This is a genomic window from Duganella sp. GW821-FHT07G03 (genome assembly GCF_059418605.1).
The window spans coordinates 309,981-325,011 of sequence record NZ_JBWKQE010000003.1 but is presented as its reverse complement, the minus strand read 5'-3'; the positions used below and the strand labels follow the sequence as shown (position 1 = coordinate 325,011).

The window sequence follows — 15,031 nt, the reverse complement described above, 5'->3', positions numbered from 1 at the left end:
TCCTGTTACGTTTTTTTGATTCTAGCTTGCCCGTTGTTGAGCCGGGGTAAATATCAGCATATCCTTGCCGTAACTGTTGTAGCCGTGTCTACATGTCGTCGTACCAGTTCGGCGAATTGTTCGGCCGGCACCGCGGGGCTGAGGTAGAAGCCTTGCATCATGTCGCACTCGCGGCCTTTGAGGAAGGCCAGCTGGGCCTCGGTTTCCACGCCCTCGGCCACCACTTCCAGGCGCAGGCTGTGGGCCAGCGCGATGATGGCGCTGATGATGGCGGCGTCGTCGGCGTCCTGCGGCACGTCGCGCACGAAGGAGCGGTCGATCTTGATGATGTCGACCGGGAAGCGCTTCAGGTAGGACAGCGAGGAGTAGCCGGTGCCGAAGTCGTCGATCGACAGGCGCACGCCCAGCGAGTGCAGGCGGTGCAGCGCGGCCAGCGTGTCCTGGGCGTTCTCCATCAGCGTGCTTTCGGTGATCTCCAGCTCCAGCAGCTGCGGCGGCAGGCCGGTGTCGGCCAGCACGGCCTCGACCGAGGCGGCGAAATCCTTTTGCAGCAGCTGGCGCACCGACAGGTTGACCGCCACCCGCATCGGCGGCAGGCCGGCGCAGATGAACTGCTGCAGCTGGGCGCAGGCGGTGCGCAGCACCCAGTCGCCCAATGGATTGATGAGGCCGGTTTCCTCGGCCAGCGGGATGAAGTCCACCGGCGGTATCATGCCGCGGGTCGGATGGCGCCAGCGCACCAGCGCCTCCATGCCGATGATCTTGCCGCTGTCCAGGCAGGCCTGCGGCTGGTAATACACTTCCAGCTGGTGCTGTTGTTCCATGGCGCGCCGCAGGTCGCTCTCGAGCCGCACGTGCTCGGAGATCGAATGCTCCATCGACGCCTCGTAGAACTGGAAGCCGGTGTTGGTGCGCTTGGCGCGGTACATGGCGCTGTCGGCGTGCTTGACCAGGGTGGCGACGTCGGCGCCGTCATGCGGGTACATGGCGATGCCGACGCTGGCGGTGACGAAGATGTCGTGGCCGTCGATCGGGAACGGCGCCGACAGCACGCGCACGATGTTGTGGGCGGCGGTGGCGGCGGCGGCCGGGCTGTCGAGCTCGTTGAGCACGACGGTGAATTCGTCGCCGCCCAGGCGGGCCACGGCGTCGTCGGCGCGCACCGTGTGGCGCACGCGCTGGGCGACCGCCTGCAGCAGGCGGTCGCCGACGTCATGGCCGAGGTTGTCGTTGACGTACTTGAAGCGGTCCAGGTCCATGAACAGCACGGCCACCTGCTGGCCGTCGCCGGCCTGGCGCGCCTGGTCGATGCTGGCCGCCAGCAGCTCGAAGAACAGGGTGCGGTTGGGCAGGTTGGTCAGCACGTCGTTGTAGGCCAGGTGGCGGATGCGCTTCTCGGCGCGGTTGGCCTCGATGATGCGGCGCACCCGCTGCGACAGCACGGCGTAGTGGATGGGCTTGGGGATGTAGTCGCTGGCGCCGGCGGCGAAGGCGCGCTCGACCGACGAATTGTCCTGCAGCGCGGTGATCATCAGCACCGGCACGGCGCCGGCGTTGGGCAGTTCCTGCATGCGGGCGCAGGCGGTGAAGCCGTCCATCACCGGCATCATCGCGTCCATCAGGATCACGTCGGGCTGGAAGCGCGCCAGCATCGCCAGCGCCTCGGCGCCGTTGGCCGCTTCTTCGACATGGAAGCCGTCGCGCTGCAAGGTGTGGCGCAGCGTGCTGCGGGTGCTGCGGTCGTCGTCGACCACCAGCACTTGCGGGCGGTCGTCGCCGGGCAAAGGCGCCAGCGGGGTGGCGTCGCTGATCTCGGCGTGCAGGAAGGCGGCCAGCGCCTCGTAGTGGGCGCGCAGCGGCGCCAGCAACGGTGCGATCTGTTCGGCTTGCTGCTCGGCCGCGTAGTGCTCGGCCTGCTGGGCCAGCTGGGCCAGCGTTTCGGCGCCGAAGTTGCCGGACGAGCCCTTGAGCGCATGGGCGCGGATGCGGGCGGTGGCCATGTCGCCGGCCAGCACCGCCTGTTCCAGTTCGTCCAGGCAGGCCGGCGTGTCTTCCAGGTAGGGCGTGACGGCGTGCGGCAGGGTGTCGCCCAGCACTTCGCGCAGCTTGTCGAACACGGCCTGGTCGACCGGGCAGGGGCCGCCGTAGGCGCGCGCCTCGAACGGCGGCGCGGCCTGGTGGGCGGGAGGGCTCAGCGGGCCGCCGTGGGGCAGCCATTTTTCCAGCTTCTGGCGCAGTTCGACCAGCGTGATCGGCTTGGCCAGGTAGTCGTCCATGCCGGCGGCCAAGCATTTTTCCGCGTCACCGACCTGGGTGTTGGCGGTCATCGCCACCAGCGGCGTGCGCCGGCCCATGGCCAGCTCGGCCAGGCGGATGTGGGCGGTGGCTTCGTAGCCGTCCATTTCCGGCATGCTGCAATCCATCAGGATCAGGTCGAAGCGTTCGCGCTGGGCGGCGCGCACGGCCTCCACGCCGTCGGCCGCGAATTCGCAGACGCAGCCGTTCATCGCCAGCATGCCGGCGGCGACCATCTGGTTGGTGCGGTTGTCTTCGGCGACCAGCACGCGGAACTGGCGTTCCGGCGTCGGGGCCGGGCTCAACGCCGGCAATGGCAGCGGCGCCGGCGCCGGGTTGACGCTTGCCGGCGGGCGCATCGGCAGTGGCGGCCCCGCCACCTGCTGCTGCGCCGGACGGCAGCGTATCGTGAAGTGGAAAGTGGTGCCGCTGCCGGCCACGCTGTCGACGCCGATGTGGCCGCCCAGCAGTTCGACCAGCTGCTTGCAGATGGCCAGGCCTAGGCCTGTGCCGCCGTAGCGGCGCGTGGTGCTCGGGTCCGGCTGCACATAGGCTTCGAACAGGTGGCGGCGGACGTCCTCGCTCATGCCGATGCCGGTGTCGCGCACCTCGAAGCGCAGGCCGAACTCGGCGCCGGGCGCCAGCGCCACGCCGACCGCCACTTCGCCCTGGTCGGTGAACTTGACGGCGTTGCCGATCAGGTTGATGAGGATCTGGCGCAGGCGCAGCGAATCGCCGGCGATGCGCACCGGCACCTCGGGCGCAATGGTCCAGTTCAGGGCCACGGCTTTCTGCTGCGCGGGACGGGCCACCAGTTCCAGCACCTCGGACAGCAGGGTGCCGAGGCAGAACTCGGTCTCTTCCAGCTTGAGCTTGCCCGCTTCCATCTTGGAGAAGTCGAGGATGTTGTTGATCAGCGCGATCAAGGTGCGCGACGAGTTCCAGGCGACGTCGACGAACTCCTGCTGGCGCGGCGTGAGGCGGGTTTCCTTGAGCATGTCGAGCATGCCGACCACGCCGTTGAGCGGCGTGCGCACCTCGTGGCTGACGGTGGCGGCGAACTGCGCCTTCATCTGCGCCATGTTGACGGCGGCGTCGCGCGATTCCTTCAGCTCGGCCTCGCGCTGTTCCAGCACGTTCATCATCTGGTTGAAGGCGTGCGCCATCTCGATCAGGTCGCGCGGGCCGGCGGGCGCGGCGCGCATGCCGGACTCGCCCGATTCGGCGCGGCGCATCAAGGTCGACAGCGCGTTGAGCGGATCGATCATGTGGCGCGTCAGCAGGCGGCCCAGCACCAGCAGCACCACCGCGAACGACAGGGTCAGCGCCAGGTTGCCCAGCAATAGCGACCAGGTCAGCTGCTTGAGCGTGTTCTTGGCGATCTGCACGTGGACGTAGCCCAGCAGCTGCTGCTGGTGTTCCTGCAGTTCGAACGGCGAGGCTTCGCTCTGGCCGCCGTACACCGGCGCTGCAAACAACCAGCCGTCGGCGGTTTCACCGACCAGGCCGGCGTGCGCCGGGACCACCTTGTTCAGGTTGGCGACGTCCAGCGTGGCGCCGGCCACCACCTTCGACAGCAAGACCTTGCGCTTGGCGTCCATGATTTGCAGCGCCGCCACGTCCGGGAAGGACAGCGTGGAATTGACCACTTCGCGGGCGTTCTCGGCCGAGTGGAACAGCAGCGCCAGCGTGCTCTGGCGCGCCAGGTTGTCGGCCACGCGCTGGCCCTGGCCGATGAAGTAGTCGCGCATGCGGGCATTGGCTTCCCACGAATTCATCAGCGCCGAGAACACGGCAAGACCAAGAATGGCGGCCGAGACGATGACCGTCAGTTGGCGCTGGAAACCGGTACGACGGAGAAACTTACGGACTATGGAGATCATCAGGGCTGCGGGTAGACAAAGTCGAAACTGCGCTGTTGCAATGCGCCCAGGTTGAGGCCGATATGGCTGGCGGTACGTAAGTTGATGGCGGTCTGCAGCTCGCGCAGCGGCACCAGCGGACGGCGCCGCACGTCGCCGGCGATCACGCCCAGCGCCGAGGCGGCCAGGGTGCGGCCCAGCTCGACGTTGTCGGGCACCATGGCGAACAGCGCGCCTTTTTTCACGTGCAGCACGTTGCTCGAGAACAGGGGGACGCCGCTGTTCCACGATTCGCGCAGCACCAGCGGCAGGATGGTGCTTTCCTCGACGGTGGTGCTGTCGTGCGGCAGCCAGACGGCGTCGTGGCGGTTGTCGGCGGCGCCGATCAGCTGGGTGTACAGCTGGGCCGCGCGGGCCATGTCGCCGGCCACGTGGGCTTGCAGCTCCAGGCCCTGGGCCCTGGCCGCCTCGCGCGCCAGCTTGACCAGCCATTCGGATTTCTGCGGGTTGTAGACCACGATCACGCGCTTGAGCTCGGGCAGCAGCACGCGCAGGCGCGAGAACAGCATGGCCGGATCGGGCGTCATGCTGATGCCCATGACGTTCTCGGCGTCCGACAGCAGCAGCACGCCGCCGGCCAGCACGGCGATTTCGCGGTCCAGTCCGGCGGTGGCGTTCAAGCCCTGGCGGCCCAGCGCGATCACCACCTTGGTGCCGTTGCGCTTGAGCGTGGCGTTCAGTTCGGCGGTGTCCATTTTCGGATCGACCGGATAGCTGCGCACCTTGAGCTTGGTGCGTTCCTCGATGCCCTGGATCATGGCGATGAAGGCCGAGCGGAACGGTTCCTCGACATTCGGATAGACGACGGCGATGCTGCCCTTGCCGATCGAGGCCTGCAATTCGGGGCGACGCAGCTGGTCTTCCAGCTGGGCCAGGGTGACGGGACGGACGTCGGCGCGCAGCGGCGCCTGCGGCGGCAGCAGCGGTTCCCCCGGCGCGATCAGCATGCCGCCATGGGCGGCGCTGGCGCTGACCAGCGCGATGCTCGATGGCACGACGCCGCCGCCAGCGTGCGTTGCGCCGGTGACGCTGGCGAGCAGCAGGGCGCCGGCGCGTCGCAAACGCCGCAGTTTAAATATTGTGTTTTTCATCATACTATCTTTGCTGCACCGCTACCACGGCGCCAGGAACGGCGCTGTTAAGATGCTTTCATAGTATAAGCCGAGACTTTGCAATTCGGAAATAAAATCAGCGCTAGCGACCTCTACGCTAGGGCTCGGGGAAGACCGCGTCGAAGCTCCGTTGTTGGCTGGAGACAAGATTCAGCCCGATGTGGCTGGCGGTGCGCGAGTTCAGCGCGCTGCGCACCGCGCGCAGCGGCGTCACGCCCCGTTTCGGCATCTCGCCGTTTTGCATGGCCAGGGCCAGCGCGGCCAGGTCGCGGCCCAGTTGCACATTGTTGGGGTACATGCCGAACAGCACGCCTTTCTTGACGTGCAGCACACTGCTGGAAAATACCGGCAGATTGCGGCTCCAGGACTCCTTCAGCACCAGCGGCAGGATGGTGGTTTCCTCGACGGTGGTGGCGTCCTGCGGCAGCCACAGGGCGTCGCGGTGGCCGTCGGCGGCGGCGAACTGGGTCTCGTAGGCGCGCGCGGCGCCGGCCAGGTCGCTCGCTTCCAGCGCCACCAGTTCCAGCCCCAGGGCGCGGGCCGCCTCGCGCGCCAGGCGGATCTGCGCCTCATTGCTGGCCGGGTTGTAGACCACGATCACGCGGCGTATGCCGGGCAGCAAGGTCTTGAGCATGCCGAACAGCAGGGCCGGGTCGGGCGCCAGGCTGATGCCGTTGAGGCGTTCGGCGTCCGGCGCCGCGCCGACGCCGCCGATCACGACGGCCTGCGCCGGATCGAGCATGGCGGCCGCCTTCAAGCCTTGGCGGCCGAGGGCGATCACCGCCTTGCCGTTCTTGATCGTGTTGCGCAGTTCGGCCAGGTCGGTGCCGGCGCCCAGGGCGATCGCGCGCGGCTTGGCCTTGGCCTGGTCTTCGACGCCCTGGAGGATTTCGGCAAACACGGTGCGGTAGGGCTCGCCGATGTCGGGATACAACACCGTCAGCGTCTGGGCGTAGACCCGCCCGCCGGGTAAGCCCAGCAGCAGGGTACATAAAAAGGCAACGACGTTGATGGTTAATCGCACAATGATAGTCGCAGCGTGTTGAGTCAGCGGAAGTGTATCCTTTGCTAACGATTTTATATCCATAGATTATTTCAATGGTGGCAGTGAGAGCGCTTCCAGTTGATGTAAACTAAGTTTAATTCGCAACACTTGTTTTTCGCACTTATTCGCCCGCTCAAGATGCCCGCCGCCAAAACGCCGATCCGTACCCCGCCCATGTTCAATCTTGCCTGGCCCCTGCTCGTCGAGCTGGGCTTGGCGATCGCTTCCAGCGTCATCGGCACCGGGCTGGCGTCGCGCATTTCGGACGAGGCCGGCGGGGCTTTCGCCATCGCCAGCCAGGTGTCGGCCACACTGTTCATTTTATTCCGCATTATCGGCGCCGGGGTCAGCGTGGTGGTCACCCAGAACCTGGGCGCCGGCCAGCGCGGGGCCGCCAACCGCGTGGCCTGCGCGGTGGTGGGCGCCAGCACTTGGCTGGGCGCCGTCACCGGCCTGTTGGCGCTGCTGGGCGCGAACGGCCTGCTGCATCTGCTGAACGCGCCGTCCGAAGTGCTGCCGCTGGCGGCGCCACTGCTGCAGGCGCTGGCGCCGGCCATGCTGCTCGACGCCTGGAACGCGTCGATGGCCAGCGTGATGCGGGCCCACCTGCGCACCCGCGACACGCTGGTGGTGCTGGTGATCATGCATGTCAGCCACCTGGCGCTGGCGATCCCGATGATGCACGGCTGGGGGCCGATTCCGGCGCTGGGCCTGCCCGGCTACGCGTATGCGCTGGCGATCAGCCGCGCGATCGGCCTGGCGCTGCATTTGCTGATGTGGCGCGTGCACCTGGGCATCCGCGTGGCGCGTGACGACTGGTGGCGCCTGCCGCGGCGCGAGCTGGGCGCGGTGCTGCACATCGGCCTGCCTGGCGCGGCCGAGAACATCGCCTGGCGGCTGGCCTTCATGGTCAGCGTGGCGACGGCGGCCGAGCTGGGCGCCAAGTCGCTGGCCACGCAAGCGTATGTGCTGCAACTGATGGGCGGGGTGATGATGTTCAGCATCGCCACCGGGCTGGCGGTCGAGATCGTGGTGGGCTACCTGATCGGCGCCGGGCGGCTGCGGGAGGCGCATGGCGTGGTGCGGCGCTCGCTGGCGCGCGGGCTGGTGGTGTGCATCCTGATCGCCGCCTGCGCCGCGCTGCTGGGACGCTGGCTGCTGGGCTGGTTCACGCAGGACCAGGACATCATCGCCGCCGGCGCCACGCTGCTGTGGATTACCGTGCTGCTGGAGCCGGGCCGCACCTTCAACCTGGTGGTGATCAATGCGCTGCGCGCGGCCGGCGATGCGCGCTTTCCGGTGATGGCGGGCGCCTTGTCGATGCTGCTGGTGCTGGCCGGCGGCAGTTGGCTGTTGGGTGTGGTGCTGGGCTGGGGCTTGCCCGGCGTGTGGATCGCCTACGCCGCCGACGAATGGATACGCGGCCTGATCATGTGGCGCCGCTGGCAGACCCACGCCTGGGTGCCGCACGCGCGGGCGTCGCGCAAACGATTGCGGCCGGTGATCGTGGTCGAGGGTTAGTTGGTTTTGTAATTTAACTACATCGCCTGCATGGTGCTGTGTGAATGTTGTTGACCTTATAAGTAACGACTGTTATTTTGCTACATTCTCAACCTTCCGGGAGTGTGTAATGCAACAGCTTTCTGACGTGCGCGTGCTGGTGGCCGGCGGTGTCGGCATCGACACCATTGTGATGGTGCCTTCGCTGCCGCTGGCCGAGGCCGACTCCATCCACGTGCCCGCCGTGCACGACTACGTCGCCCATACCGGCAATGGCGTGGCGCTCAACTTGCTGGCGCTGGGACATCATCCGGTGCTGCTCGACTTCATCGGCGCCGACGCGCAGGCAGAGCTGGTCCATGCGCGCTACCGCGAACGCGGCCTGGAATTCCATGGCGTGGTGCACCCCAGCGGCACACGGCGCAGCGTCAATCTGGTGTCGCCCGATGGACGCCGGCTGTCGCTGTACGATGGCCGCCATCCGGACGACTTGCGCATGGAACGCGAATTCTACTTGCCGCACATGGAGCGCGCCCAGCACCTGCACCTGACCATCATGCCGTGGGCGCGCCATTGGTATGACGATGCCGGCGCCTGCGGCTTGCCGGTCTCGACCGACCTGCACGACTGGGACGGCAGCAATCCCTACTATCACGATTTCGCGCGGCGCTCGGACCTGGTCTTTCTCAGCACGGCGGCCTTGCGCGGCCGGCATGAGCAGGTGATGCGGGAGATACTTGAGATGGGATGTGCGACCGTGGTGGTGGCGATGGCCGGGGCGCAGGGCAGCTACCTGCTGCAGCGCGGCGATGCCCACGTGTTGCATGTGCCTTGTGCCAAGCTTGACCTGCCTGTGGTCGACAGCAATGGCGCGGGCGACGCCTTTGTCAGCGCCTTCTTGCACGCAAAATTCCAAGGGATGGACCTTGAGGACTGCATGCGCCTGGGCGCCATCGCGGGCGCACATGCCTGCAGCGTGCCTGGCACCGCCGAACGCAGCTTGTCGCTGGCGGAGCTGGCGCACTATCTTTGAAGCCCGAAAGTCGGCATCCAACCTTCGGGCCGGGGATGCCGGCTTAAGGCACGGTCAGGATGACCTTGACCGTGTCGTCGACCTGCGATTTCTCGATGTAGCCGATGGCTTGCGGATCGGCCGCCACGGCCTTCTTTACCTCGGCGCTGGAGCCCATCTCCTTCGGCGCGCTGGCTTTACCGGTGAACACCAGCTTGGACCAGATGGCCTTGACCTGGGTTGAGTCCTTGTCCAGCACTTTTTTATAGAACTCGTTGCGCAGCGGGCCGTCGCTGTGTTCGATCGGCGTGAACAGCGTCGATTTACCGAGGAAGAACTGGGCCGCCTGTTCGCCGAACATGCGCGTGGCCGGATTCTTCGGGCTGACGATGACCACGATCTCCGTTGCGAACACAGGGGCGATGGCCAGCCAGGCGCCGGTCGTCAGCAAGATTTTTGCGATTGTCGTTTTCATTTGGATTCTCCTCAGAAGACGAAATCGATGGCGGCGGCGTACACGTTGACGGTGCTGCCCGCAAAGCCCGGCTTGGGATTGAGGAAGTAGCCGGCGCCGTCGCGCGTCTTGATGTGGTCCATCTGCACCTTGAACGCGGCCGATTTGTAGAAGTCCCAGCGCAGGCCGATGCCGGTGGTCGATTGCAGGCCGGACTTGATGGCGCCGTTGGTGCCGGCGGTCAGCGCGGCCAGCGGGCCGGTGGTCGGCATGCCGGAGAAGTTGCGGATGCTGTCCTGCTTGACGTCGCCGTGCAGGATGAAGGGCACGAACTTGCCGTAGCGGTAGCCTGCCATGATGTACCAGGAGCTGGTGTCCGGCACCAGGCGCGACTCGGTCTTGCGCTTGGCGTATTCGGCCTGGCCGATGATGTTGTTGTAGTCCATCGCGATGCCGGCCGAGGTGAAGGTACCCTTGATGTCGGTGAGCTTGACTTCACTGGCGACCGAGCTCAGGCCGACCTTGTTCAGTGTGCCTACCAGGCCGCTGAGGCTGGCATTGTCGTAGATGCCGAACGTGGCTTGCGAGCGGCCCAGGCGATAGGTGAACGGGCCGTTCTCGACCACCAGCTGGGTCGAAATCACCGGCTTGAAGTCGACGTAGTAATTGCCGGGCGCGCGCACCTTGGCGCGCCCGATCGCCGCTTGCGCGGTCACGGTGGTGTCGCCAAAGCTGTGCTGGTAGGTGACATCGCCGCCGTCGGCATTGTCGACGGTGACCTGGCGGTAGACCTCATTGGGCGGACGCAGCATGGTGTTGGCGTAGCCGACGTTGCGCACGTCGGAGATCATGTACACCGGCAGGCCGACGCGGCCCAGGCGCAGCGAGAAGTCATCGTTGAGCTTGATTTTGGCAAACGCCCACGCCAGCTCGGCGCCGAATTGATCGTTGTTGCCGTTCTTGCGCACCAGGCCCTGGGCGGTGAAGGAGATGGTGTCGCTCCACTTGGCGGTGACCTGGATGCCCAGGTTGGAGTCGACGCCGGGACGGGCGTCCTTGCCGACGCCGGCGGCCTGGTTGACGCGGTTGAATTCTGCCTGGTCGGAATTGGTCATGGTCAGCGCGCCGGTGCCGAATCCGCTGACGGTGATGGGCATGCCGTCTTGCGCATGGGCGGTGGCGGCCAGGGCACTGAGGACTGCTAAAGTGGTGAATGCAAGCTTGGGTTGTTTCATCGTGTACCCCTCCAATGGTTAATGGCGATTGTCTTTGTGATGTTGTGCGCCTTATTTAGTGTGGACCGGGGGAGCGGGAAGGTGGGTGTTTTTATGGCAAAATGTCACAATTCCGTTGTTCCTAGGCAACAAATTGCATAATGGAAGCGGTATCATATGATGCAAACGGCAAGCTTGATTCAAGGATGTACTTGATGTAGCGCGGTATTTAGGCGGCCGCGGCGCCGATTGTCTTGAACATGCAAGACACAATTGACCCCGGCCGCGGGCGCGTTACAGCGCCGGCATTTTGCGGAAGCCGACGCCCAGGCGGTTCCAGCAGTTGATGGTGTTGATCGCCAGCGTCAGGTCCACCTGTTCCTTGGGCGTGAAGTGGGCCTGCAGCCGTTCGTAGTCGGCGTCCGGCGCGTGGCTGCTGGCAAGTTGGGTCAGCGCCTCGGTCCACGCCAGCGCGGCCTGTTCGCGTTCGGTGAAGAAGGGCGTCTCGCGCCAGGCCGCCACGCCGTGCATGCGGCGGTCGGTCTCGCCGGCCTTGCGGGCGTCAGTGGTGTGCATGTCGATGCAGAAGGCGCAGCCGTTGATCTGCGACGCGCGCAGCTTCACCAGTTCCAGCAGCGGCGCCTCCAGCCCCAGCTTGTTGACCGCGACTTCAAGCGCGATCATGGCTTTCATCGCGTCCGGCGAGGCGGTGTAGAAATCGGTACGTGCGTGCATGATGGTTTCCCTGGCAGTGGTGGTTGAGTGCGTCCATTCTAGGAGACCAATCGCTGCCTGTGGGAGGCCAATCCGGGTTAAACAAGCTAGTCCAATGATGCGATCCGGAGGCGTTAGCGGCCGGCGGCGGCGCGCTGGGCGGCGGGCAGGTTGCGGGTGATCGCGCGCAGCATCTGTTCGACGTCGATCGGTTTGGCGATGAAATCGTTCATGCCGGAGGCGATGCACTGTTCGCGCTCGGACAGCATGACGCCGGCCGTCATGGCCAGCACCGGCAACTCCAGTTGGAGTTCGGTGCGGATGCGGGTGGTCGCTTCGAAGCCGTCCATCTCCGGCATCTGCACGTCCATCAGCACCAGGTCGTAGCGGTGGGCGTCGCTGCGCAGGCGGTCGAGCGCGGCGCGGCCGTTGTCGACCGCGTCGATGCTGGCGCCGGCGTAGGACAGCATGCTCTGCGCCACCAGCTGGTTGATCGGATTGTCTTCCACCAGCAGGATGCGCACGCCGTCGATGCGCAGACCCGGCTGGGCGCCGTTGTCGGCGCTGGCGGCGGCCGGCGTGCCGGCTTGCGCCAGCTGCAAGGTCTCGTTCAGGCGCGCCATGGTGACCGGCTTGAGCAGCACCGCGTTGGCCGTCTCCGCGCCCTGGGTGTGCAGCAGCTTGCCCTGGCCGAAGGCGCTGACCATCAGGATGATGGCCGGGCAGTCCTGCGGCAAGGCCTGGCGGATCGCCTGCATGGTGTCCAGGCCGTTCATGCCGGGCATGTCCCAGTCGACCAGGATCGCATCGTAGCGGCCGGCGGCGCGGCGCAGCAGCGTCAGCGCCTGTTCGCCGGTCCCGGCGCTGTCGCTGCTCCAGCCGCGCGCGCGGATGGAGCGGCCCAGATAGTCGGCGCTGACCGCATCGTCGTCGACCAGCAGCAGGTGCTGGGGCGGCAGGGGCGTGCCGCCAGGCGCCGCCTCGCCGGCCGCTTGCAGCGGCACCGTCAGGATGAAGGCGCTGCCGGCGCCGGCGATGCTTTGCACTTCGATCGCGCCGCCCATCAGCGCGGCGATGCGGCGCGAGATGGCCAGCCCCAGCCCGGTGCCGCCGAAGCGCCGGGTCATCGAGGCGTCGGCCTGCGAGAACGGCGCGAACAGCAGCGCCAGCTGGTCGGGTGGAATGCCGATGCCGCTGTCGCGCACCGTGAAGCGCAGCGTGACCGCGCCGGCCAGGTCGTCGCCGCTGCGTTCCACCAGCACCGAGACCGAGCCCTTTTCGGTGAACTTGATGGCGTTGCCGACCAGGTTGATCAGGATCTGCTGCAGGCGGTGGCCGTCGCCCAGCAGGGCCTGCGGCACCGCCGCTTCGACCCCGATCGCCAGCTCCAGGTCCTTCTCGCCGGAGTTGACGGTCATGATGGTGGCGATGGCCTCCAGCACGGCGGCCAGCTGGAACGGCGCCGGCGCCAGCTCCATGCGGCCGGCTTCGATCTTGGAGAAGTCCAGCACGTCGTTGAGGATGCTGAGCAGCGAATTGCCGGACGACCGTATCATCTCCAGGTATTTCTGCTGGTCCGGCGAGGGCGAGGTGTTGTTCAGCAGGTGCGTCATGCCCAGCACGGCGTTGAGCGGGGTGCGGATCTCGTGGCTCATATTGGCGACAAATTCGGACTTGGCGCGGCTGGCCGCTTCGGCCAGGTCGCGCGCGACGATCAGCGAGCTTTCCGATTCGCGCAGCGCCGCGGTCTTTTCCTCGGCCAGCGCGGCGGCATAAGTCTGGCGCGCGGTCAGGGCCCGCACCACGCCGAAGAACAGCAGGCTGATGATCACACCGGCCAGCAGCACGATGTGGGACTTCTGGCGGTCGATCGAGTTCTCGAACGCCGGCAGCGAGGTAAAGCGCAGCGTCCAGCGATGCTGCATCTGTATCAGCGGCGCGGTGCGCAGATAGGGGTTCGGATACTGCAGCTGGTCGTTGTCGGTGCGGGTGCCGCTGGCGTACAGCAGGGCGGCGGCGCCGGTCTCGCCGCCGTCGAAGATCTCCAGCTGCACCACCCGGTCGGAGGGGCCGAGCAGGCCGGCCATCATGTCGTCGGCGCGGATCGGGCTGTACGAGTAGCCTTGCAGCGCGGCCATGCGCTGCGCCGGCGCCAGCACGGCCAGCTGGCGGTAGATGGGGAAGAACATCAGGAAGCCAGGCCGCCCCTGTTCGGCGCCGTTCTGCACCAGCGTCACCTTGGCCGACAGTACCGGATTGCCGCTGCGCGCCGCCTCCAGCAGCGCGGCCTGGCGGATCGGCTCGGACATCAGGTCGTAGCCGAAGGCCCGCAGGTTCTGGCCCTGGAACGGCTCAAGGTAGAGCACCACCGTGGACAAGGGACCCAGCGAGCTGCCGGCCTTGGCCCAGATGTGGAAATCGGGGTGGCCCTGGCTGCGCACCTGCGCTTCCAGGGCGTCGCGCCGGCCGGCCGGCACCTGGGCGGCATAGCCCAGTCCCATCACGCCGGGCAGGCTGTGAGGGAGGTCGAGCGCATCGGTGAAATTGCGCCACTGCGCGCGGCTCGGCTCCGGCTCGGCGCTGAACAGCGCGCGGGCGCCGCGCAAGCCCGATTCGTACAGGACCATGCGGCTGGCGATGCGTTCGGCGATGTCGGCGCATTCGGTGTCGAACTGTTCGCGCGCGCGGCGCTCGGTGCTCAGCGCCACCAGGTGCCAGACGATCACGGTCAGGCCGACGCAGATCAGCAGCGTGGCCCATTGCGCCGCGCTGTGGCCGCGCACCGCGCCGCTCATGCGGCGCCGTTCACTGGCGTCGGCGCACAGCACCATGCCGATCAGGCTGCACAACACCACGAAGCTGTCGAGCGAAATCAAGGCGTCGTTGAGGGGGCCGACCGCGAACGGCCCCAGGCCCCGCACCGTGCACAGCACCGCGCCGCCGGCGGTGGCCAGGCAGGCCAGGCTGGCGCCGCGCAGCCCGAAGCGGTACGAGGCCCAGGCCACGCACAGCATGAAGACATACGGCAGCCAGCCCGGATCGTCGTTGGCGGTGTAGTGGCGGCCGAAGATCCAGGCGATCAGCGCCGCCAGCAGCAGCAGCGACAGCGCGGCCTCCAGCGCGACCGCCTGGCGCCAGCGCGGCCGGCGCCAGGCCAGGATGGCCGGCGCCACCAGCAGCACGCCGGCGACGTCGCCGACCCACCAGGTCAGTACCACGGTGCCCCAGGCGGGCGCCGGCACCAGGCCGCCCAGCACCAGCGTGGCGCTGCCGACGCCGGCGCTGATCAGGCATACCAGCAGCGCGATGGTGGCGAATTTGTAGACGTCCTGCAGTTGGCCCAGGGGCCGCGCGGCGTCGGTGTGGCGGCGCATCAGCCAGGCTCCGGTCACGGCTTCGAGGGTATTGCCGACGGCGATCAGCAGCGACGCCGTCACCAGGCCGGCATTGAAGGGCAGGCCGTTGGTGGTGAAGGTGGCCAGGTTGGCGGCCAGCGCGCCCAGCAGGATGGCCGGCCAGGCGCGGTAGCCCAGCAGCAGCACGGCGGCGAAGGCGATGCCGGACGGCGGCCAGACCGGGGTGGCGTTGGTGTGGGCGAAGGCCAGCAACAGGCTGGTGTTGGCCACCAGGTAGTAGCAGGCAGTCAGCAGCACCAGCGCCAGCGGCGCGGGACCTGACGCTGGTGTGGCCGGGTTGAGCTGGTCGGAGCCTGCGCGCATGGCAGATAGCTGGGTTGTCTCGGTGGCAATCACTATACCCCGAG

9 protein-coding genes are annotated in these 15,031 nt (G+C 67.0%); 2 read left to right on the top strand and 7 right to left on the bottom strand.

Translation table 11 applies throughout. The features are described from left to right. Positions 1-53 precede the first annotated feature (53 nt). From AC07OK_RS07060 to AC07OK_RS07050, 3 genes are all read right to left on the bottom strand, one after another. Positions 54-4,178 carry an EAL domain-containing protein gene (locus tag AC07OK_RS07060; RefSeq protein WP_494689633.1) on the bottom strand — a complete coding sequence of 1,375 codons (4,125 nt, stop codon included), beginning with the start codon at positions 4,176-4,178 and terminating at the stop codon, positions 54-56. Further along, entirely contained in the window at positions 4,178-5,308 is a 1,131-nt protein-coding gene (locus AC07OK_RS07055; protein WP_494689632.1) for an ABC transporter substrate-binding protein, read from the bottom strand. Before AC07OK_RS07055 ends, AC07OK_RS07060 begins: the two co-directional genes overlap by 1 nt. Positions 5,309-5,426: 118 nt before the next feature. Beyond that, positions 5,427-6,353, bottom strand: coding sequence for an ABC transporter substrate-binding protein (locus AC07OK_RS07050; RefSeq protein WP_494689631.1), 927 nt, complete (start codon positions 6,351-6,353; stop codon positions 5,427-5,429). A gap of 195 nt (positions 6,354-6,548) precedes the next feature. Between AC07OK_RS07050 and AC07OK_RS07045 the strand changes: the two genes are divergently transcribed. Both AC07OK_RS07045 and AC07OK_RS07040 read left to right on the top strand, forming a co-directional pair. Further along, positions 6,549-7,895 carry an MATE family efflux transporter gene (locus AC07OK_RS07045; RefSeq protein WP_494689630.1) on the top strand — a complete coding sequence of 449 codons (1,347 nt, stop codon included), beginning with the start codon at positions 6,549-6,551 and terminating at the stop codon, positions 7,893-7,895. Positions 7,896-8,004: 109 nt separating this feature from the next. Next, positions 8,005-8,907, top strand: coding sequence for a carbohydrate kinase family protein (locus AC07OK_RS07040; protein WP_494689629.1), 903 nt, complete (start codon positions 8,005-8,007; stop codon positions 8,905-8,907). 43 nt (positions 8,908-8,950) lie between these two features. Here AC07OK_RS07040 and AC07OK_RS07035 read toward each other — a convergent pair whose 3' ends face one another. From AC07OK_RS07035 to AC07OK_RS07020, 4 genes are all read right to left on the bottom strand, one after another. Continuing rightward, entirely contained in the window at positions 8,951-9,361 is a 411-nt protein-coding gene (locus tag AC07OK_RS07035) for a type 2 periplasmic-binding domain-containing protein (RefSeq protein ID WP_494689628.1), read from the bottom strand. Between the two features lie 11 nt (positions 9,362-9,372). Further along, on the bottom strand, positions 9,373-10,575 hold the full coding sequence (locus AC07OK_RS07030) for a porin family protein (RefSeq protein ID WP_494689627.1): 1,203 nt from the start codon (positions 10,573-10,575) through the stop codon (positions 9,373-9,375). Between the two features lie 273 nt (positions 10,576-10,848). Further along, positions 10,849-11,289: a carboxymuconolactone decarboxylase family protein gene (locus AC07OK_RS07025; RefSeq protein WP_494689626.1), complete on the bottom strand. Its 441-nt coding sequence runs from the start codon at positions 11,287-11,289 to the stop codon at positions 10,849-10,851. A gap of 113 nt (positions 11,290-11,402) precedes the next feature. Further along, positions 11,403-14,987, bottom strand: a complete 3,585-nt coding sequence (locus tag AC07OK_RS07020; RefSeq protein WP_494689625.1) for a CHASE domain-containing protein — start codon at positions 14,985-14,987, stop codon at positions 11,403-11,405. Positions 14,988-15,031 lie beyond the last annotated feature (44 nt).